The sequence below is a fragment of the Candidatus Chryseobacterium colombiense genome (genome assembly GCA_029203185.1).
In the GTDB taxonomy this organism is placed as follows: Bacteria; Bacteroidota; Bacteroidia; order Flavobacteriales; family Weeksellaceae; genus Chryseobacterium; species Chryseobacterium colombiense.
Genome location: CP119310.1, coordinates 3,665,787 through 3,687,604, shown reverse-complemented (window position 1 = coordinate 3,687,604; position 21,818 = coordinate 3,665,787). Strand labels below are relative to the sequence as shown.

Below are 21,818 nucleotides of genomic sequence, written 5' to 3'. Positions count from 1 at the left end.
TTTTCAGAATAAGGACAAAATTTACCCTGTACCTTATAGAAGTAGGATTATATTTTGTCCTTAATTATGTTAGTCTTCTTTAGCCTCCAGGTACTCCTTTGTATACTCTTCCTGATAGCTTTTCACTAAGCTGACAAAATCAATGTGTTTGTAAATTAAGTTGGTCTTTCCATGCTCATCATCTGTAATATCCCTTTTAATGTAAGTCTGTTTACCTGAGCCTGAGTTTATACTTGTTCTGTCTGTTTCGAAATACAGTTTTTTCAAAAGACTATAAACCTTTTTCTCACTAATACCAGTCTGCATAAAATTGAAAACATTTTTAAGAGTGGGGTCATGTTGTTTCAACCTATCAATTAAGCTTTCCAGGTAACTGAAATCAGTGCTGTTGAATTTAAAATCCTTGTCTTGGGGTAGTATTACTTGTCCATTAGCATTGCTCTTGAGATAACTTGTCAAAGTATCCTTAAAGTCATATAGTTTTGAATACAGGTAGATTAAACTGTCCTCATTCTTTGAAATTGTTTCTGTTTTTAAAGAAGTATTCTTAGCAAAGTACATGGAACTTCTGATGTATTCTTCAGTAGAAATTACATAATCATCTTGTTTGTAATGCTTATAGTTTAATAGGGCAGTCTTCTTATGAGGCTCTAATTTTTCTATAGTGTCTATTGTTTCCTTATGGCTCATTGTATCAACATAGTTCTCATAATTAATACCTAGATAGTCTTCCAAGTATGGGATAGGACTGTTGTATTGCTGAATAAACTTAATTATATTCTTTTCAAATTCTACTTTACCATAAGGTTTGAGCTCTTTAATACTGTTATCTTTTGATTTAATAGTTACATAATTTGAAAAAATAGATTCTCTAAGTTGTTGATACTGCTCTGATGGAGAAAGGTATCTAAACATCTCACTCTCATAAAAAGCTGAGTTAAAATAATCCTTAATACCTTGTAACATCTTACCTTCTTCTATTTCCAGATCAAGCTTAAAGAGATACTTAAGTTTACAGTTAACAAACTGATTATTTCTTGCAGCCCAGTTGAAGTAGTTAGAAAGATTCTTTCCAAAGGCATCAAAATAGACCCTAAAATACTTCTCACCTTGAGACAGCTTAAATTGGTCATAGTCAGGAAACCTTGCATTAATCAAAGTATGCCCATCTTCAAAATATCCAATTTCTTCCTTAAGTTTTTCTTTGGTCTGGTCATAGAACAACCTTAGGAGCCTATCTTGTTTGTTGATGTTGATTATAGCATTGGACTTTGGTATTGGGTCATTTGACGTTACTAATACACTAGTAACATTGGGTGTTATCACATAAATTCTTGCTTTCTCTCTTGGTCTTGCCAAGGCTTGGATTAAGGTATTAATGCCTTCTGTAAAAACGCCCAACTCCCCAGGTAACTTTTCATAAGACCTTTTCTGTGGTAGAAATATAAAATAGGCTGTATCTTTCTTATTGATACTTATTCCAGTCTTAAAGTTAGTTCCCATATTACATTTGGAATCATCAAAAATATTTCCAGTATCAGAAGTACAGATATTAATATCTCCATAAGATTTCCTGATTTCTTTACCTATTATACTCTTACTTAATCTGTCTGTAAGTGCCTTGGTGTAAGTCAAAATATTAATTTTAGAAGCCTTACCAATCTCACTCCTGAAAAGATTAATCAGATTAATATTATCAACATCATAGGTGCTGTGGTCATATATCATAACATTAAGCTCACTAAGATTGTCTTCATCTTGCTTTCTTAGAGACTCGAATATTTTAATCTTCCTGTCAGTAAGCTCTGCAAAATACTTGATTACTACTTTTGAAGCTTCATTATAAGTTGCACTTGATACAAAGATTTTGTGTACATATTTCCTCCACCTGAACAGATTGAATACTAACTCTTCTTTGAAATTGTGAATAGCATCATGTACCTCATCAAAAATGAGAACAACCTTTCTGTTCTCTTCTTTGCATTTCCCCAGTATTTCATCTATAAACTCAGTCTTTTTAGAAGACTGCTTCAGATAAGTTTCTCCTGAATTTCCAAGTAGGAAATTAAAGGTTATAAGCTGTATTCTTCTATTAATAGGGTCAGAGTTTTCATCATCGAAATTCTCATCTTCTAAAGCTCTATAGTCGAATATGTCTTTGTAAGGAATGCCCTTACTAAGTAATGATGAATAATATTGGTCAAGCAAAGACTTAAAAGGAGAAACTAACAAAACCATGTAATTGTTATCCTGATGGTATCTTTTAACCATGTCTACCAATGCTGTTGTCTTACCCTGCCCAACACTTGCATTGATGACTGTTGTATCTTTAATGCTTAAATCAATGTTTGATCCAAGAAAATCAGAGATATATCCTTTTTCATCTTCCTTGATTATTATTAAATCTTCATCAGAAATATTATAGCCTTCAAAGTCAGTAGGTCTGATTTCCTTGTACTGAATTGGAGTGTTTTCAACTGTTAGTAGTTTTTTATACATAATCTTATAAACTGACTTGTAAATTTACTACAAAGCATTTAATATCAGGCTATTTCAGCTTAGAATTTAACTTACTCATCTGCTCCCCAACCTTCTTTTTAACAACCTTTGCATAATGCTGTTGAGTAATACCAATCTTAGAATGCCCTAAAAGTTCTGACACTATTTCCATTGGAACATCATTAAAGAGCAATACAGTTGTAGCAAAGGTTCTTCTTGCTAAATGGTGAGTTAATCTTTTCTCAATATCAACAATGTCTGCTATTTCTTTAAGGTAAGAATTAAACTTCTGATTACTGAACTTAGGTAAAACTCGTTTGTTATCGACATAATCATATTTTTCAATTATCTTCTTAGCCTTAGTAAGCAAAGGTATTGATAACATATTATGAGTTTTCTCTCTCATCATATTTATCCATTCATTATCATCTAGACCTTTTACAATGTGAGACTTTTCAAGATTAACCATTTCATTATAAGCTAACCCAGTATAACAACAAAATACAAACATATCAGCAATCATTTGTAATCTTTCAGCTTTAAATTGGTAATCTTCAATTTTAGCTAATTCTTCCTTCGTTAAATAAATAATTTCTTTCTTTATATGTTTAACTCTATAGTTAATAAATGGTTCCTTGTATATAATATCTTGAGATATAGCTATCTTTACAATCTTCCTGAATCTCTGTATCATTTTATTCGTAGTAACAATAGCTAAAGACTTTTCTGTCTTCAAGTAAAACTCATAATCCTGAATAAATTTCAAGTTTAAATCTTTGAAATGATAATCAGCTTTGTTGAAATAAGATTTAAGAAAGTCTTTTAATAACTCTTTTGCCTGTTTGAATTTCCATAAGGTTGCTATAGAATACTCCTTCCCTACCAATTTTTCAACTCTTTCGTTATGCTCTTGAAAAAGCTGGATTATACTTTTATCTTTTTTAGGAGCATGTCCCTTGTATTGTGAATAAATATCTTCAATATTAAAATCACTGCTACTGACCTGTAGAAATAAAAAAGCCTGATTAATTTCATTTTTAATCAGGCTTAATTGAGAGTTGATAAAAATACTTTCATCATTGGGTGGTTTAGCTTTCTGCTGTTTGCTATTCCAGTAATTGGGGTTTATGAATAATCCTACAGAAAACTCTTTTCTGTCTTGTTGAAATGTAATCCTACATCTGAGAGGACACTTTCCTTGTTGATTCACTTTTGCTTTCTGCAATAGAAAAAGTATTGATAATTTATTGTTATTCATTGATTTAAATTTTAGAAAATGGGTCACCAAAAAGTAGAAGTGGGACACCTAATAGGACACCTTTTAATAAGCATTCTATACATCTGATTATATAGAACAAATTGAATTGTAGTAATTAAGACAATACTACAACACCCTAAAATAAAGAATAAAGCACAAAAAAAGCACCTACATTTCTGTAAGTGCTTGATTTAAAAAGTGGTCCCACCTGGGCTCGAACCAGGGACCACCTGATTATGAGTCAGGTGCTCTAACCAACTGAGCTATAGGACCTCAAAACTTGGTTAAATTTTGTGTTTGCAAAAATAGCAAAAATTCTTTCACTACAAAATTTTTTATTGCTTTTCTTGGCATAATTCTACCAGCACTCCATTGGTAGATTTAGGATGTAAGAATACAACTAATTTGTTATCAGCACCTTCTTTCGGTTCTTCAGAAATAAATTGAAAGCCTTCATTTTTCAGTCTTTGCACTTCAGCGTAGATATTTTCTACTCCAAATGCCAAATGATGAATACCTTCTCCCCTTTTATCTATAAATTTTGAGATCGGACTTTCAGGATTATTGGCTTCCAAAAGCTCTATTTTACTTTCTCCCGTCTCATAAAAAGAAGTAACTACCCCCTCCCTTTCTACGGTTTCTTTTTTGTAAGATTCTTTCCCCAGTAATTTAGCAAAGAGCTCATCAGAAACTCCTAAAGACTTTACGGCTATACCAATATGTTCTAACTTCATAAATACTAATCAATAATTTAAATTGTAATTTTGATACTGCTTCCGAATTTCAAAGCATCAATTCAAACAAAAGTACTAAATTTGCAGAACTTATGGAAAGTAACAGACAAAGAAAAGTAGCACAGATTATACAGGAAGACTTCGCAGAGCTTTTCCGCAAGCAGGCTGCCAACAGCAAGCAAAACATTTTAGTAACCGTTTCTGACGTAAAGGTAACGGCAGATTTGAGTATTGCCAAAATCTATTTAAGCATTTTCCCACAGGAACACCGCAATGCAGTGATGAAGGAAATAGAAGAAAATAAAGCTCAGTATAGAAATTTCATCGGCCAGAAAATGGCAAAACAAGTACGTGTAATTCCCAATCTTAATTTTTACCTGGACACTACTCTTGATGATGTAGAAAAACTTGAAAGAGAATTAAGAGGCGAAGGTGACAATCCTGTTTTATAGTACATTTTGAAGAACATTGCATTTTATATCGCATCCCGCTACCTTTTGTCAAAAAAAGGGAGTACTGCCGTTACGTTTATTACGTGGCTTGCTGTGGGAGCGATGACTGTAGCCGTGACAGCAATGTTCGTTATTATTTCTGTTTTCTCCGGACTGGAAGATTTTAATAAAGATCTTATTGCCAATCTGCATGCCGATCTTACCTTAAAAAGCAGCTCAGGAAAAACCATTAAAAATATACAACAGACCGAAACCGCTTTAAAAAAGAACAAAGAAATTGTAAGCTTTTCTAAAGTGATTGAAGAAAAAGTTTATATCAACTACAATGGCAAAGGGGATATTGCTTATTTACGAGGGGTAGATTCTTCTTATACTAAAGTAAATCCTATCGATAAAAGTATATTCTACGGAACCTATCCAAGCTTCAAGTATTCCAATGAAGTTCTTATGGAGCATTCCCTTAAAAATAGACTTTCTATTCCTATAGATTCCACTTCTGATTTTGCTACAGTTTTCATGCCTAAACCCGGTACAGGAATCATCAATAAAGAAGAGGATATTTATAACAAGAAAAATATTTTTGTAACGGGAGTTTTTCCGGGGAATGATCAGCTTAACAACTATATAATAGCTCCGATTGAGCTTACCGAGGAACTGCTGGATCTTCCCAAGCAATCTGCCTATCAAATTGTGATTAAACTCAAAAATCCTGAAAACGCAGACCTTGTAAAACAAAATTTAGTTTCGCAACTTGGTAAAAGTATTGAAGTCAAAACTAAAGAAGAGGAAAATGCTGCTTTCTGGAAAATGATTAATACCGAAAAGCTATTTATATACCTTATTTTTGCTTTAGTTATTTTCATTACTACTTTTAATCTTGCAGGCGCAATCATTATTCTCCAGCTTGATAAAAAAGAACAGGCCCGTTCATTGATTTCTCTTGGATTTCCTTTAGCGCATTTAAGAAAAACATACTTCTATACGGGAGTTCTTATTGTAGTCTTAGGAATTATTTCCGGACTGATTCTAGGTACGCTCTTATGCTACTTCCAGCAGTATACTGAATTTTTCAAAGCCATAGGAACACTACCCTTCCCTATTAAAATCGTAGGCAATAATTACATCATCGTAGCTCTTACAGCAGCCGTATTCGGGATACTTATTTCATGGTTCTTTTCAAAAATAAGCAAAGACTATATTACTAAAAGTTAATACATAACATTTCATTTTTTTGTATCTTTACGCCCCCAATTTTAAAAAATGAAACGAATATTATTTTCTTTGTTGTTTGCATTTGTATTCATCAATGCGTTTGCACAAATTCCGGCAGGATACTATAACGGAACAACAGGACTTACTGGCGCTGCTTTAAAAAGTAAGCTGAATCAGATTATCACCAGTGGTCATATTGATCACGGCTATAACGGGCTTTGGAGTGGCTATCAAACTACAGACCGTGATTATTATTATGAAAACGACGGAACAATTTTAGATATTTATTCCGAAAACGCCAATGGTCCCGATCCTTACACATTCAATTATGGAACCAACCAGTGCGGCTCTTACACTACAGAAGGAAACTGCTACAATAGAGAACACGTAGTACCACAGAGTTTATTCAACAGTGGCTCTCCTATGGTTGCAGATATTCACTTCATTAGAGCTACTGACGGAAAGGTAAACGGAATGAGGTCTAACTATCCTTATGGAAAAGTAGGTACAGCATCTTTTACTTCCTTAAACGGATCTAAACTTGGAACTTCTGTGTCTCCGGGATATTCAGGAACTGTTTTTGAACCTGTTGATGCCTTTAAAGGAGATGTGGCAAGAATGATCCTTTATTTTGTAACAAGATATGAAACACAGCTTTCTGGATTCAGCTCTGGAAATATGTTGGGAAGCTCAGCTTTTCCTGGTCTTCAGACTTGGGAACTTAATCAGCTGTTGGCTTGGAATGCATTAGACCCTGTTTCTCCTGCAGAAATCGGAAGAAATAATGCTTCTTATGTATATCAGGGAAACAGAAATCCTTATATTGACCATCCTGAATACGTTGATCAGATTTGGGGAACACCAGTTGTTGATACTCAAGCTCCTACAGCACCAACTAATTTAATTGCGAATAACCCTACAAGCAATTCAATTTCTTTGAGCTGGACTGCAGCTACTGACAATATTGGAGTGACAGGTTATGATATTTATTTTTCAAACGGAACTTTCTATGCTACCGTTACAGGAACTACCGCAACAGTTCAGGGATTAACCCCTTCTACTACCTATACATTCTATGTTATTGCCAGAGATGCCGCTGGGAACTCATCGCCACAGAGTAACACTGCAACAGAAACGACTCTTGCAGGACAGCCGGGCGGAGGAAGTTGTGGTACTGAAGACTTCAGCAATATTCCGGCAGCCTCTTCAAGCTATGCGACCCAAACGTGGACTAACAACGGAATCACATGGAATGCAACAGATGCAAGAACAGACCAAACGATTACTGGAAAAGCAATCACGATAAGAGACGGTTATTTATTAAGCTCTACCCTTTCCGGAGGAATCCAAAGCTTAACTGTAAAAACTCAGTTGAAATTCAACGGTTCTGACAGTGCTTTAAATCTGTTAGTAAATGGTGTTCAGGTTGGAACCATTCCCTACAGTGCAACAGCAGGAACATATACAATCAACAACATCAATGTAAGTGGTAATGTTACCATTAAACTAGTTAATCCGGTTTCAGCAAACAGAGTGGCTATTGATGACCTAAGCTGGACTTGCTACACCAGTTTGTCGACTTCAGAAACTTCAAAAGATAACACATTCTGCATCTATCCTAACCCTGTTAAGAATAATGAACTGTTTGTGAAGGGTGAAAATATCAGTAAAATCACAAAAGCAGAAATTATTGACCTTTCAGGAAAGCTTATTCAGGTGATTCATCATCCGTTTAAAAATTCTAATAAGATAGATCTTAAAAACTTATCGAAAGGAGTCTATATTCTGAAAACAGATATAAACACAACAAAATTCATTGTACAATAAATACAAAATTAATTTATAAAAGACCGAAATTCTCGGTCTTTTTTTTATTTTTGAAGTATGATTTCCAATACAAAATTAGGCTTAATAGGACGTAACATCTCGTATTCTTTTTCAAAAAAGTTCTTTGAAGATAAATTTCAGAAACTCATGCTGAAAGATTTTTCTTATAGTATTTTTGACTTGAATGAAATACATGAGGTTGAGCAGTTATTTTCCACCTCAGGCCTTTTGGGATTTAATGTAACAATTCCGTACAAAGAAAAAATAATTGATTATCTTGATGAACTGAGCGATGAAGCTCAGAAAATAGGTGCTGTTAATTGTGTTCTAATTCAGGACGGAAAGAAAACAGGATATAATACGGATGCTTTCGGGTTTGAAAAAACACTGCTTCTTCATAAAAAACCCCATCAAAACACGGCTCTTATTCTAGGTAACGGCGGAGCTGCAAAAGCCGTACAGTATGTTTTGAACAAGCACGGAATCAGCTCTATTACAGTTTCCAGAACTACGGAAATCAACTTTGACAATTTAGATCAGGCAACGGTGGAAAACCATCCTATTATTATTCAATGTACCCCCGTAGGAACTTTTCCGAATGTAGAAGACTGCCTGAAATTTCCTTTTGAAGGACTCTCTAAAAACCACCTGGTTATTGACTTAATTTACAATCCCAATTACACCCAATTCATCATCAATGCCTCTGAAAAAGGAGCAAAAACCGTGAATGGATACTATATGCTGGAACAGCAGGCAGAAAAAGCCTGGGAAATTTGGAATTTTCAAAAAAAATAACATAAATTAGTGTTTTAATTGGCTTTTTGCTATATTTAAAAGATATTAATGCCACTCACATAAAAGACTTGCTATGACTACAGAAAACAATCTTTCTGAAAACGAAGAAAAGAAAAATGTTCAAGAAGTATCTCAACAGAATCCATCAGAAGAAGCCGTTCCTTCTCATGAGCCTCCTCATGATGAAGATGCAGATTCTGTAGAAGATCAGGAAGAAGAAGTTGAAATTTCTTTAGCGGATGCTTTAAAAGAAATGGAAAAAATCATCAACTTACCTAATGCTGGTGAAAATTTCAAAAAATTCAACCTTTTAAAAGAAAAAGCAAGTCACTATATTCATGATGAAACAGAAGATAAAAAACATGAATATGTGGAAGGAGGAAACGCTCCTGAAAATTTCAGTTATGAGCATCCTTCACAGGCTAAACTTTCTGCTTTAATCAATATCTTCAGAGAAAAGCACGATTCTTATCAGAAAGGACAGGAAGAAGAGCAAAAGAAAAGCCTTGAACACCGTCAAAATATTATCGAAAGACTTAAAAACCTATATACGAATTCAGAACCAGGAACCAACCTTTTTAAATCAATCCGTGAAATAAAAGAAGAATGGTCAAAAGCCGGACAGGTTGCCAAATCTGAATTTAAAATTCTTAACAACAATTACTTCCACCATCTGAATCAGTTTTATCAGATGCTGGATTTAAATAAAGAGTTTCTTGAGCAGGAATACAGCCACAATCTTGAGAAAAGACAGCATATCATAGAACGTGCAAAAGAACTTGAGAATGAACCTGTAATTCAGAAAGCACTTAATGAACTTCAGTATCTTCACAAACTTTGGAAAGAAGAAGCTGAACCGGTTGCTGAAGAATTCCGTGAAAAAACCTGGGAAGAATTTAAAGAAATTTCCAACAAAATACACGAGAGAAAATCTGAACTTTCTGCTGCGATAGAATCTGAGCAAAGCGTTAATCTGGAGAAAAAGAACCAGATCATTGCTGAAATCAAGAAACTTTCGGAACCTGCAGAAACTCCTAATCATAATTATTGGCAAAATGCCATCCGAAGAGTCGAGGATCTTCGTTCAGAATTTTTGAAAACCGGAAGCGTTCCAAGAAAGCTTTCCAATCAGAACTGGACTGATTTCAAAACGACATTAAGAAACTTCAACACAACGAAAAACAATTATTACAAGTCATTAAAAGGTTCTCAGCAAAGTCATCTGGAAGAAAAGCTAAAACTTATCCAGACCGCTAAAGACAATATGAATAGTGAAGAATGGGACATCGCTGTGCCTCTCTTCAAAAAACTTCAGGAAGACTGGAAAAAAATTGGTCACGTCCCTAAAAGCATGACGAATAAGATATGGGATGAATTCCGTGATGCTTGTAATACATTTTTCAATAATTACAGAGAAAAAAGTAATACTTCTACCGATAACTGGAAGGAGAATTACAAACATAAAAAAGAACTTCTCGAAGAGCTGAAAACCGTTACTAATGAAGACGGCAGCATCGAAAAGATTGAAGCGATTAAAACAGCATGGAATAATATTGGAAAAGTTCCTAGAGAAAAAATCTCCATCAATTCTGAGTTTAATAAAGCGTTGAGAGAAAAATTAAAATTAAATAAAATCAACGAGCTGGAACTTAAAGAAGAAGGATTATCCGAAAACCAGCTTACTGACAAAGCCAGAAAAATCAAGAGCCAGATCTCGGATCTTGAAGCTGAAATCGTAAAGCTGGAAAACAATTTAGCTTTCTTCAACAAACCATCGAGAGAAAACCCTCTATTGAAAGATACTTTCAATACAATTGACGAGAAAAAAGCTCATTTAGAAACCTTAAGACAAAATCTTCACAGCATTATCGCAGGAGAATAAACTTATAAAAAATCTAAAAAGGCGGAGCAAAGCAATTTGACTTCGCTTTTTTCATTCAATATGCAAGACGAATTTTATATCAGAAGATGTATTGAGCTGGCTCAAAAAGCCATCGGCAATACCTATCCCAATCCTTTGGTAGGAAGTGTAATTGTTCATAACGGAAAAATAATTGGTGAAGGCTATCATCATAAAGCAGGAGAACCTCATGCGGAAATCAATGCGATCAATTCCGTTAAAGATAAAAGTTTAATCCCGGAATCTACAATCTATGTTTCGCTGGAACCCTGTGCACATTACGGAAAAACACCGCCATGTGCTTTAAAAATTAAAGAATTAGGGTTTAAAAAAGTAGTAATCGGAGCTATGGATTCTCATGACAAAGTAAATGGAAAAGGTAAAAAAATCATTCAGGATGCAGGTATTGAAGTGGTTTCTGGAATTCTAGAAAAAGAATGTACTGAACTCAACAAACGTTTTTTCACCTATCACGAAAAGAAAAGACCTTATATCATTTTGAAATGGGCAGAGTCCGGGGATGGATTTTTGGATAAAGATTTTAAGCCCACTTCTATTTCCAATGCTTTAGTCAATCAATTCGTTCATCAGTTAAGAGCCGATGAACATGCGATTTTAGTCGGAACGCAAACCGCACTGAATGACAATCCAAGTTTAACAGTAAGAAATGTAAAGGGTATTAATCCTGTAAGGATCTTAATTGATTTTGATCTGAAAGTTCCTCAGGATTTCAGCATATATAATAAAGAAGCAAAAACGATTGTTATCAATACTGTAAAACAGGAAATTCAAAATAACATTCATTTTATTAAAATTAATAAAGAAAACTTCCTGAATGATCTAATGAATGCTTTATATAAAGAACAGATCCAGTCCGTTATTATTGAAGGAGGAAGATTTACTTTACAGCAATTTATTGATGAAAATCTTTGGGATGAGGCAATTATTATTAAAAATGAAGACCTGAAGCTTGAAAATGGAACAAATGCTCCTATTCTAAACAAAATGAAGCCTTATAAATCCGAAACAATCAGAAATAACACTATTGAATCCTATCAACTCAAGAATTAACCAACTAATTATCAATAATTTAACATAATAAATATTTAATATTTTTTCACCATACTTTGAAATGAATTATGTAATTTCATGATGAAACTAAAAATTATTATCATGAAAAATCTAAGAAAATTATCAAAAAAAGAATTAAAGTCCGTAAACGGAGGAGCTCAAACTTGCTATTACTTAGCTAACGGAACCAAAGTTTGCCCATGTCCTGCAGGAGAAAAATGGTGCCCAGATGGTTGCAGGCCTACAAATACATTCTGCTAAATTTCTTAAAACAATTAAAACATAGGGGAACTTAACAGTTCTCTTTTTTTGTACGGTATTTAAAAAACTTTAAATTTGAAAATTAATTCTAAATTCAAGGCGCCATCAGCTTTCTTTATAAAATATGTTCAGTTTTAAGACGATAGAATCTGCAGTAGAAAACACCCTATTAAAAGAAAAGGGAAGTAAATTCATTGGGTTTGCCTATCCTGTTAATAATGAGAATGAACTAAAAGACGCTTTAGAAAAAGTAAGAACAGAACACCCCAAAGCAACGCATCATTGTTATGCATTCCGAATAGGCTTGAATGGCGAAAATTATCGAGCCAATGACGATGGAGAACCTTCCGGAAGTGCTGGTTTACCAATTTACAATCAATTATTAGCTAATGAAATTACCAATGTTTTAGTGATATCCGTTCGTTATTATGGAGGCACAAAACTGGGTGTTTCAGGATTGGTAAAAGCCTATAAAGAATCGGCGAAAATTACATTAGAAGAAGCCAATATCATTACCAAAGAATTAGAAACAGAAATCGAGATTCAGTTTCAGTTTAATCAGCAAAATACCATCTTTACCCTTCTTTCAAAATTTGATGCTAAAGTGTTGAGTTTTGACACTCAAGAAAATTGTATTCTTACAGCTTCACTAAAAATTGCGCAAAAAGAAAACATCTCGGACAAATTGTCCGAGATGCAGTATGTTTCATTTAAATTTAAAGATTAATCTCTTCTTCCGCCCATAAATAAAGAGAGCCAGTAGAGAAGTTGCGCGAGTGAACCGATAGCAGCCACAACATAAGTTCTTGCCGCCCATTTTAAACTATCCTGTACTCCGACATATTCTTCAGAAGTTACAGTTCCTGTGTCTTTCAGCCATTTCATCGCTCTGTTACTCGCATCATACTCCACAGGAAGTGTCACAAAAGCAAACAAAGTCGTAAATGCAAACATCAGAACCCCTATTCCCAATACCAGTCTATTTCCCGTAGGATTATCAATTGTACGGGTTGCAGCCATAATCATAATCCCCGCAATCAGAACGAACTGCATTAAATTAGAACTTATACTTACTACAGGAACAAGCTTAGAACGTAGCTGGAGCATGGAATATCCTTTAGCATGTTGAACGGCGTGTCCACATTCATGGGCAGCAACTGCGGCAGCGGCAGCATTTCTCTGCATATAAACACCTTCGGAAAGATTTACTGTTTTATTTTCAGGGTTGTAATGATCCGTTAATTGTCCCGGAACCGAAATTACCTGAACATCTGTGATCCCGTTATCTCTTAACATCTTCTCTGCAACCTCCTTCCCTGAAAGCCCGTTGTGAAGATATACATTGGAATAATATGCAAATTTTGATTTTAATTTCGATGAAACCCACCAGCTTACCAGCATCGAAATACCGATAATTATATAATAACCTATCATTTTATTAGATTTTAAATGTGTTTTTTTTACTATTTTGATGTAAAAACTGTGCCAAAGTATTGTATTTAATTAATTATATTTGTCTGTCTAATTAGCGTCCTACATTATGTCGAAAATCTCCATTATTGAAGTAAAAACACCGGATCAGGCCAAGAAATTTGTCCGATTTCCGATGGATTTATATAAAAACAATCCCAACTATGTTCCGGCATTCATCAATGATGAAATGAACATCTGGAATCCTAAGCAAAATCCTGCCCTTCAATATTCTGAAGCCAAACAGTTTTTAGCATATAAAAACAACAATATCGTTGGCAGAATTGCCGTAATCATCAACCACAAGGAAGAAAAGGAACTGGGAATCAGAAAAGTCCGTTTCGGATGGATCGATTTTATTGATGACGAAGAAGTTTCTCAGTCGTTAATTCAGACCGCCATAGATTTTGCTAAGGAGAAAAATATTGACACTATTGAAGGACCAATGGGCTTCACCAATCTGGACAAAGCAGGAATGCTGACATTAGGTTTTGACAAATTGGCAACGATGATCGGAATTTACAATCATGAGTACTATCCGAAACATCTTGAAAAACTCGGCTTGGTAAAAGAAAAGGAATGGGTGGAATTTGAACTACAGTTTCCGGAAACACTACCTGATAAAATACACAAGTTCAACGAATTGATTTCTCAAAAATATCATCTTAAAGTTTTAGAATTTAAAACTAAAGAAGAGATTATTGAATACGTTGATCCCATGTTTGACCTTTTGGACGAGACCTACAAGCATCTTTCAACCTACACTCCTATTTCCGATGAACAGCGCAAAACATATAAAGAAAAATATTTTAAGCTGATCAACAAAGATTATATCGTATGTGTTGCCGATGCATCTAATCAACTGGTTGCCTTTGCGATCACAATGCCTTCCTATTCGAAAGCCTTACAAAAATCTAAAGGAAAACTTTTACCATTCGGATGGTGGCATTTTTTACAAGCAGGCAAGAAAAATGACAGAGCTAATTTTTATTTAATCGGCATTCATCCGGATTACCAAAGAAGAGGCGTAACTTCTATTATTTTCAAAGAAATCTGGAAATTATTCAGACAAAAAGGAGTAAAATATCTGGAAACCAATCCTGAACTGGAAGAAAACAAAAGCGTACAGCTGCTGTGGCAGGACTATAATCCTGTAAATCACAAAAGGAGAAGAACTTATTCACTCAATATTGGTAACAAATAAAAGGCAATTGCTTCGCCTTAACATTTTAATATTTTTTAATGAAACCACATCTTATTGTTTTCGCCATTTTAATCGCAGGATTTATTGTTTACAATTTCTTTTTCAGAATAGAAGATGACAGAATGAATACTGTAGTTAACATAATGTATGCAAGCGTCTTATTTGGCTATATAGCATTTATGGCCTTTGCTCTGCTTAAAAAAATGAAAAAATAACCGCTATTTTTATTGATTCTAAATTATCAGTTTTTCCTATTTTCATCCTATTTTAAAGCTGATAAATTTCATGCTTTCTTGTTTATTCGCTAAATTTGCAAATTGAGATAATAATGCAAAAATGAATTTACCTGAAAGTTATATTCCAATCCTTTTACAAGCAGGTGTTGCGATAGGTTTCGTAGCCATTTCTTTGCTTGGAGCGCATTTTTTAGGACCCAAACAGAAAAAAGGAAATTCTGTGAAAAACCAAAGCTGGGAATGTGGTGTCCCGGTAGAAGGAAATGCAAGAACGCCGTTTTCCATCAAATACTTTTTGACAGCGGTATTATTCGTATTATTCGATATTGAAATCGTATTTTTTTATCCATATGCAGTTAACTTCAGAGAATTCGGAATGGAAGGATTCTTAGCAGTACTTACATTCGTGGCGATTTTCTTCATGGCATTTTTTTATGTCTGGAAACGTGGCGCATTAGATTGGGATAAATAAGAAATTATAAATTTTAAATTACAAATTTTAGATGGTGATTTTCGATTAAGGTTAACATTAACAATAATTTAGAATCTAAAATTTAAAATCTAAAATCTACTAAAATGTCAGATAACAAACCAGTAATAAGAACAGATGCACCTGCTCCGGAAGGATTTGAAGGAGAAGGGTTTTTCGCAACGAAACTGAGCAGTGTAATCGGGATGGCTAGAAAGTTTTCACTTTGGCCGTTACCTTTTGCAACCTCTTGTTGTGGTATCGAGTTTATGGCTACCCTGAACCCGACGTATGATGCTTCAAGATTTGGTATGGAAAGAAACTCTTTCTCACCAAGACAGGCAGATATGCTGATGGTTTGCGGAACTATATCTAAGAAATTAGGACCTGTCCTAAAAGAAGTTTACACTCAGATGGCAGAGCCGAAATGGGTGGTAGCAGTTGGAGCTTGTGCTTCCAGCGGTGGTATTTTTGATACGTATTCTGTATTACAGGGTATCGATAAAATTATCCCTGTAGATGTTTATGTTCCTGGATGTCCTCCAAGACCGGAGCAGATTATTGAAGGGGTAATGCAGATTCAGGCTTTGGCAGAAAGCGAAAGCATCAGAAGAAGAGATATGCCTGAATATCAGAAATTATTAGATTCTTACAACATAAGCAACTAACGGAAATGACAAACGAATTTGTATTAGAAGCAATCACAAGAGAATTTCCGGAGTCTGTAATCGCGAGTTCTGAGCCTTATGGAATGCTGACAATCGAGGTAAAAAAAGAAGACATCAAAAAGATCATTCATTATCTTAAAGATTCATCTTTGGAAATTAATTTCCTTACCGACATTTGTGGAATCCATTATCCGGAATATCCTGAAAAAGAAATCGGAGTGGTTTATCATTTACACAATATGATGACCAACTTCAGATTGCGTCTGAAAATCTTCATGTCCAGAGAAAATATAGAGGTTGATTCTTTAGTGGAATTATATGCTGGAGCTAACTGGATGGAAAGAGAAACTTATGATTTCTTCGGAATTAAATTTAAAGGACATCCCGATCTTAGACCTATTTTAAATATGGAAGATCTTGGATATCATCCAATGTTGAAGGAATATCGTTTGGAAGACGGCACAAGAACCGATAAGAACGATAGCATGTTCGGAAGATAATAGCGGAAGGCAATTAGCCAAAAGCAAATAGCTAAAAGCAAACATTATGAAAGATAACTCATTATCTAATATACTAAACCAGTACGACAGTAAGGAGCAGATTGATGGTCAATTATACACCCTCAATTTGGGACCAACCCACCCTGCAACGCACGGGATTTTCCAGAATATCTTAACGATGGACGGAGAAAGAATCCTTCACGCTGAGCAAACCGTGGGATACATCCACAGAGCATTTGAAAAAATTTCAGAAAGAAGAAACTACTCTCAGATCACTACCCTTACCGACCGTATGAATTACTGCTCTGCCCCTATCAACAATTTAGGTTGGCACATGACAGTAGAGAAGCTAATTGGCGTTGAAGTTCCAAAGCGTGTAGATTATATGCGTGTCATTTTGATGGAATTAGCAAGAATCGGTGACCACCTTATCTGTAACGGGGTAACGGGAATGGACTCCGGAGCAATTACTGGTCTTACTTATATGTTCATCGAAAGAGAGCGTATTTACGATATGTATGAGCAGATCTGTGGAGCGAGAATGACGACGAATATGGGAAGAATCGGAGGTTTTGAAAGAGATTTCACACCGAAATTCCATGAGTTGATTAAGGATTTCCTTAAAACTTTCCCTCCAAGATTCAAAGAATTCTGTACTTTGTTGGAAAGAAACAGAATATTCATGGACAGAACCATCGGAGCAGGAGCAATTTCTGCAGAAAGAGCGTTAAGCTATGGTTTTACTGGTCCGAACTTACGTGCAGCAGGAGTAGATTATGACGTAAGAGTTGCACAGCCTTATTCTTCATACCAGGATTTCGACTTTATTATTCCTGTGGGAACATCAGGAGATACCTACGACCGTTTCATGGTTCGTCAACAAGAGATTTGGGAATCAATTAAAATCATCAAACAAGCTTACGAAAATCTTCCGGAAGGACCATTCCACGCGGATGTTCCAGATTTCTATCTTCCTGAAAAGGCAGATGTATATCAAAAAATGGAAGCTTTGATCTACCATTTCAAAATTGTAATGGGAGAAACAGAAGTGCCTAAAGGTGAAGTTTACCACGCTGTAGAAGGTGGAAACGGAGAATTAGGATTCTATTTGGTGAGTGATGGTGGAAGAAGTCCTTACAGACTGCACTTCAGAAGACCATGTTTTATCTACTACCAGGCGTATCCTGAAATGATTACAGGTTCTGTAATTTCTGATGCGATCGTAACGATGTGTAGTATGAATATTATTGCGGGAGAATTAGACGCATAACTGGAATTATAAATTTTGAATTATAAATTATAAATTGATTTTAGGCCGTTATTCATTTAAAATCTAAAATCTAAAATTTCAAAAATGAGCGAAACAATAGCTTTTAAACCGGAAAGTTTAGCACAGGTACACAAAATTATCGCAAGATATCCTGAAGGAAGACAGAAGTCTGCCCTTCTTCCTGTACTTCACTTGGCACAGAAGGAATTCGGAGGATGGTTAGACGTTCCTGTGATGGATTATGTTGCTGAATTATTAAGTATTAAGCCAATTGAAGTATATGAAGTAGCAACTTTTTATACGATGTTCAACATGAAGCCGGTTGGTAAATATGTTTTGGAAGTTTGCAGAACGGGACCTTGCATGGTTTGCGGAAGCGAAAAGATTCTTGACCATATCAGAACCAAGCTGAACATTAAAGACGGACAAACTACAGAAGACGGAATGTTCACATTGAAACCTGCTGAATGTTTGGGTGCTTGTGGATATGCTCCAATGATGCAGTTAGGAAAATTCTTTCATGAAAATTTAACAATAGAAAAAGTAGACGAAATCCTTGATCTTTGCAGAGAAGGACAAATCGCTTTAGACTAAAATAAATTTTAAACTAATTAAAAAAGGCGCAAAAGCTGTCACACTAAGCCTGTCGAAGTGTAGAAGCTATTCGCCAAAAGCATATTACAATGAGTAAAAAACTTTTACTTAAAGACGCACATATAGAAGGTATCCGCTATTTTGAAACCTACCGTAAACAGGGAGGTTATACCGCAGCAGAGAAAGCCTTGAAAATGACACCTGACGAAATTCTTGAAGAAGTAAAAGCTTCTGGTCTTCGTGGACGTGGTGGAGCCGGATTCCCAACTGGGATGAAATGGAGCTTTTTGGCAAAACCAGAAGGTGTTCCAAGACACTTGGTAGTCAACGCCGATGAATCTGAACCGGGAACTTTCAAAGACAGGTATCTGATGGAGTTTCTTCCTCATTTATTGATTGAAGGAATGTTGATATCATCTTACTGTTTAGGTTCAAATGTTTCCTATATCTACATCCGTGGAGAATATTCTTGGATACCGGATATTTTGGAAGAAGCAATTGAAGAAGCTAAAGCGGCAGGATTTTTAGGTAAAAATATTTTAGGAACTGGTTTCGATTGCGAAATTTACGTTCAAAGAGGTGGTGGAGCCTATATCTGTGGTGAAGAAACTGCATTGCTGGAATCTCTTGAAGGTAAAAGAGGAAATCCAAGACTTAAACCGCCATTCCCAGCTGTAAAAGGACTTTGGGAAAGACCAACAGTAGTTAATAACGTTGAATCTATTGCGGCAATCGTTCCAATCATTGATATTACAGGAGCTGAATACGCTAAAATCGGGGTTGGAAGATCTACAGGTACGAAATTAATTTCTGCTTGTGGAAACATCAATAAGCCAGGAGTTTATGAAATCGACATGACCATCACGGTTGAAGAATTCATTTACTCTGATGAATATTGCGGCGGTATTAAAGACGGAAAAAGATTAAAGGCTTGTATCCCTGGAGGAAGCTCAGTTCCGATTGTTCCTGCCAATTTATTATTAAGAACCGTAAACGGAGAACCAAGATATATGAACTATGAATCATTAGCCGATGGTGGTTTCGCTACCGGAACAATGATGGGTTCAGGAGGTTTCATCGTGTTGGATGAAGACCAGTGTATCGTAGAACATACTATGACTTTAGCGAGATTCTATAATCACGAAAGTTGCGGACAATGTACTCCTTGCCGTGAAGGAACGGGATGGATGTATAAGATTTTAAAGAAAATCGAGAAAGGAGAAGGAAAAATGGAAGACATCGATCTACTTTGGGATATCCAGAGAAAAATCGAAGGAAATACGATTTGTCCTTTGGGCGATGCAGCGGCTTGGCCTGTTGCAGCGGCTATTCGTCACTTCAGAGATGAGTTCGAATGGCACATTAAAAACCCTGAGTTGTCTCAGACTCAAAACTACGGATTAGCACATTATGCAGATCCAATTCCTGCTGTTGAAAACAATGCTTAGAATGAAAAATTTATTGGTAGCCGGTATTTTAATGTCGGGGATTGCCTTTGGACAAGTCAAAAAAGATACATTAGAAAAGGAATATAAATTAGAGGTAGCTCCTTATAAAGCAGAAAAGAAAGAAAAACCTTTACCGTTAAGCAAAAAAGGTCAGGTGTTCGCTTTCTTTGGATGGAACAGGGGAGCATTCAGTAATTCTGATATTCACTTTACAGGAAATGGTTATGATTTTCAGTTGAGTAATGTATCTGCAAGAGATAAACCTACAAAATTTGGAATTGTTTATTTTGATCCAAGTTGGTTTACAGTAACGCAATATAATTTCAGAATAGGATATTTTATTAAAGATAATTTAGCTCTTGTTCTTGGAATTGACCATATGAAATATGTAATGAAACAAAACCAGACGGTTGATTTTTCAGGATATATTTCAGATCCGAAATATGCAGGGATGGTACAGAACGGTCAGGTAAATTTAGCTGATGAACAGTTTCTTACTTTTGAGCATACAGACGGATTGAATTATGAAAATTTGGGTATTGAGAAATACAAAAATCTTATTCATAAGAAAAATATAGATTTAGTATGGTCTTACGGAGCCGGAATCGGAGTAATGTTCCCGAAAAGTAATATTAAACTTTTTGGAAATGAGAGAAGCGACCGTTTTCACGTTGCAGGGATGGGAACCGATTTAAGATCAAGTTTAAACTTGGTTTTCTGGAAAAACTGGATGATCAGAGCAGAAGCAAAAGCTGGATACATTAATATGTGGGACATTAAAACCACATTAAACAATAAACCGGACAAAGCTCGTCAGGATTTTGTTTTCGGACAGGTACTTGCGGGGATCGGATATACATTTAATACAAAAAAGTATAATTAAAATAGAGCTTAAAGCTTTTAACAGCATAAGCGAAAAGCATAGAATATGAGCGAAGAGGTTAAAAAATTCAAAATAACTATAGACGGACAGACTACTGAAGTTTTGCCTGGTACTTCTATTTTGGAAGCAGCAAGACAAATCGGTGGAAAATCTGTACCTCCTGCAATGTGCTACTACAGCAAGTTGGAAACTAGTGGAGGGAGATGTAGGACTTGTCTTGTAGAAGTTTCTAAAGGATCTGAAGCGGATCCTCGTCCTATGCCAAAATTGGTTGCAAGCTGCAGAACTAACGTAATGGATGGTATGGAAGTAAAAAATCTTACTTCTGAAAAAGCTCAGGAAGGCAGAAAAGCTGTAACTGAGTTTTTGTTGGTAAACCACCCGTTAGACTGCCCTATTTGTGACCAGGCCGGAGAATGTCATCTTCAGGATTTAGGATATGAGCATGGTGTGGAAAATACAAGAACTGAGTTCGAAAGAAATACTTACGAAGCAGATGATCTTGGTCCTCACATCAAATTGAACATGAACCGTTGTATTCTGTGTGCAAGATGTGTATTGGCTGCCAACCAGTTAACAGGTCAAAGAGAACATGGAATTCTTTTCAGAGGAGATCACGCTGAAATTTCAACCTATTTAAATAAAGCTTTGGATAATGATTTCATCGGAAACGTAATCGACGTTTGCCCGGTTGGAGCTTTAACAGACAGAACAGCCCGTTTTGCAAGCAGAGTTTGGTTTACAAAACCAATGAACGCCTCTTGCAAATGTGATAAATGTTCAGGAAAAGCTACGGTTTGGATGAAGGGTGACGAGATCGTAAGAGTTACAGCAAGAAAAGACCAATGGGGTGAAGTGGAAGAATTCATCTGCGATACTTGCCGTTTCGAAAGAAAGAGCTTAAGCGACTGGAACCTTGAAGGTCCTAGACATATCGACAGACATTCCGTTATTTCATTGAATCACTATGAAAAGCCTAAAGATGAACTAAGAGTTTTAGACAATCCGATGGCTAAAGAAATCAGTGAAAAAGACGAAAAATAATTTGAAAATTTGATAATGAGTGA

Annotated in this window: 21 protein-coding genes and 1 tRNA gene; 17 read left to right on the top strand and 5 right to left on the bottom strand. The window is 35.4% G+C overall.

What is annotated here, in order from left to right:
• Positions 1-69 precede the first annotated feature (69 nt).
• The 4 genes from P0Y62_16750 to mce form a co-directional block, all read right to left on the bottom strand.
• Positions 70-2,499: a DEAD/DEAH box helicase family protein gene (locus P0Y62_16750; protein WEK69471.1), complete on the bottom strand. Its 2,430-nt coding sequence runs from the start codon at positions 2,497-2,499 to the stop codon at positions 70-72.
• Positions 2,500-2,548: 49 nt separating this feature from the next.
• Positions 2,549-3,757 carry a site-specific integrase gene (locus P0Y62_16745; protein WEK69470.1) on the bottom strand — a complete coding sequence of 403 codons (1,209 nt, stop codon included), beginning with the start codon at positions 3,755-3,757 and terminating at the stop codon, positions 2,549-2,551.
• Positions 3,758-3,956: 199 nt separating this feature from the next.
• Positions 3,957-4,030 (bottom strand) — tRNA-Ile (locus tag P0Y62_16740).
• Between the two features lie 62 nt (positions 4,031-4,092).
• Entirely contained in the window at positions 4,093-4,491 is a 399-nt protein-coding gene (gene mce / locus P0Y62_16735; GenBank protein WEK69469.1) for a methylmalonyl-CoA epimerase, read from the bottom strand.
• Positions 4,492-4,583: 92 nt separating this feature from the next.
• Here mce and rbfA point away from each other — a divergent pair, with 92 nt between their 5' ends.
• The 8 genes from rbfA (at position 4,584) to P0Y62_16695 (ending at position 12,736) form a co-directional block, all read left to right on the top strand.
• Positions 4,584-4,943, top strand: coding sequence for a 30S ribosome-binding factor RbfA (gene rbfA / locus P0Y62_16730; protein ID WEK69468.1), 360 nt, complete (start codon positions 4,584-4,586; stop codon positions 4,941-4,943).
• A gap of 6 nt (positions 4,944-4,949) precedes the next feature.
• Entirely contained in the window at positions 4,950-6,155 is a 1,206-nt protein-coding gene (locus P0Y62_16725) for an ABC transporter permease (GenBank protein WEK69467.1), read from the top strand.
• 48 nt (positions 6,156-6,203) lie between these two features.
• Positions 6,204-7,982: an endonuclease gene (locus P0Y62_16720; protein WEK69466.1), complete on the top strand. Its 1,779-nt coding sequence runs from the start codon at positions 6,204-6,206 to the stop codon at positions 7,980-7,982.
• A gap of 57 nt (positions 7,983-8,039) precedes the next feature.
• Positions 8,040-8,777, top strand: coding sequence for a shikimate dehydrogenase (locus P0Y62_16715; protein WEK69465.1), 738 nt, complete (start codon positions 8,040-8,042; stop codon positions 8,775-8,777).
• A 73-nt stretch (positions 8,778-8,850) separates the two neighbouring features.
• Entirely contained in the window at positions 8,851-10,659 is a 1,809-nt protein-coding gene (locus P0Y62_16710; protein ID WEK69464.1) for a DUF349 domain-containing protein, read from the top strand.
• Positions 10,660-10,719: 60 nt separating this feature from the next.
• Positions 10,720-11,748 carry a bifunctional diaminohydroxyphosphoribosylaminopyrimidine deaminase/5-amino-6-(5-phosphoribosylamino)uracil reductase RibD gene (gene ribD / locus P0Y62_16705; GenBank protein ID WEK69463.1) on the top strand — a complete coding sequence of 343 codons (1,029 nt, stop codon included), beginning with the start codon at positions 10,720-10,722 and terminating at the stop codon, positions 11,746-11,748.
• 102 nt (positions 11,749-11,850) lie between these two features.
• The gene (locus P0Y62_16700) at positions 11,851-12,009 is read left to right on the top strand and encodes a bacteriocin (GenBank protein ID WEK69462.1); all 159 of its coding nucleotides are present in this window, start codon (positions 11,851-11,853) and stop codon (positions 12,007-12,009) included.
• 124 nt (positions 12,010-12,133) lie between these two features.
• Positions 12,134-12,736 (top strand): YigZ family protein, encoded by a 603-nt coding sequence (locus tag P0Y62_16695; GenBank protein ID WEK69461.1) that lies wholly within the window; start codon positions 12,134-12,136, stop codon positions 12,734-12,736.
• Here P0Y62_16695 and P0Y62_16690 read toward each other — a convergent pair.
• The gene (locus P0Y62_16690; protein ID WEK69460.1) at positions 12,733-13,443 is read right to left on the bottom strand and encodes a zinc metallopeptidase; all 711 of its coding nucleotides are present in this window, start codon (positions 13,441-13,443) and stop codon (positions 12,733-12,735) included. The two genes, P0Y62_16695 and P0Y62_16690, sit on opposite strands and share 4 nt — an antisense overlap.
• A 106-nt stretch (positions 13,444-13,549) precedes the next feature.
• Here P0Y62_16690 and P0Y62_16685 point away from each other — a divergent pair, with 106 nt between their 5' ends.
• From P0Y62_16685 to P0Y62_16645, 9 genes are all read left to right on the top strand, one after another.
• The gene (locus P0Y62_16685) at positions 13,550-14,683 is read left to right on the top strand and encodes a GNAT family N-acetyltransferase (protein ID WEK69459.1); all 1,134 of its coding nucleotides are present in this window, start codon (positions 13,550-13,552) and stop codon (positions 14,681-14,683) included.
• A gap of 336 nt (positions 14,684-15,019) precedes the next feature.
• A complete protein-coding gene (locus P0Y62_16680; GenBank protein WEK69458.1) occupies positions 15,020-15,391 on the top strand; it encodes an NADH-quinone oxidoreductase subunit A in 372 nt (123 codons plus the stop codon).
• A gap of 104 nt (positions 15,392-15,495) precedes the next feature.
• Positions 15,496-16,056, top strand: coding sequence for an NADH-quinone oxidoreductase subunit B (locus tag P0Y62_16675; protein ID WEK69457.1), 561 nt, complete (start codon positions 15,496-15,498; stop codon positions 16,054-16,056).
• A 5-nt stretch (positions 16,057-16,061) separates the two neighbouring features.
• On the top strand, positions 16,062-16,556 hold the full coding sequence (locus P0Y62_16670; protein WEK69456.1) for an NADH-quinone oxidoreductase subunit C: 495 nt from the start codon (positions 16,062-16,064) through the stop codon (positions 16,554-16,556).
• A 46-nt stretch (positions 16,557-16,602) separates the two neighbouring features.
• Complete coding sequence (gene nuoD, locus P0Y62_16665; GenBank protein WEK69455.1) at positions 16,603-17,826, top strand: NADH dehydrogenase (quinone) subunit D; 1,224 nt, start codon at positions 16,603-16,605, stop codon at positions 17,824-17,826.
• Between the two features lie 84 nt (positions 17,827-17,910).
• Positions 17,911-18,420 carry an NAD(P)H-dependent oxidoreductase subunit E gene (locus tag P0Y62_16660; GenBank protein ID WEK69454.1) on the top strand — a complete coding sequence of 170 codons (510 nt, stop codon included), beginning with the start codon at positions 17,911-17,913 and terminating at the stop codon, positions 18,418-18,420.
• Positions 18,421-18,509: 89 nt separating this feature from the next.
• A complete protein-coding gene (nuoF, locus tag P0Y62_16655) occupies positions 18,510-19,868 on the top strand; it encodes an NADH-quinone oxidoreductase subunit NuoF (protein ID WEK69453.1) in 1,359 nt (452 codons plus the stop codon).
• Position 19,869: 1 nt separating this feature from the next.
• Positions 19,870-20,751 carry a hypothetical protein gene (locus tag P0Y62_16650; protein WEK69452.1) on the top strand — a complete coding sequence of 294 codons (882 nt, stop codon included), beginning with the start codon at positions 19,870-19,872 and terminating at the stop codon, positions 20,749-20,751.
• A gap of 45 nt (positions 20,752-20,796) precedes the next feature.
• Entirely contained in the window at positions 20,797-21,795 is a 999-nt protein-coding gene (locus P0Y62_16645; GenBank protein ID WEK69451.1) for a 2Fe-2S iron-sulfur cluster-binding protein, read from the top strand.
• Positions 21,796-21,818 lie beyond the last annotated feature (23 nt).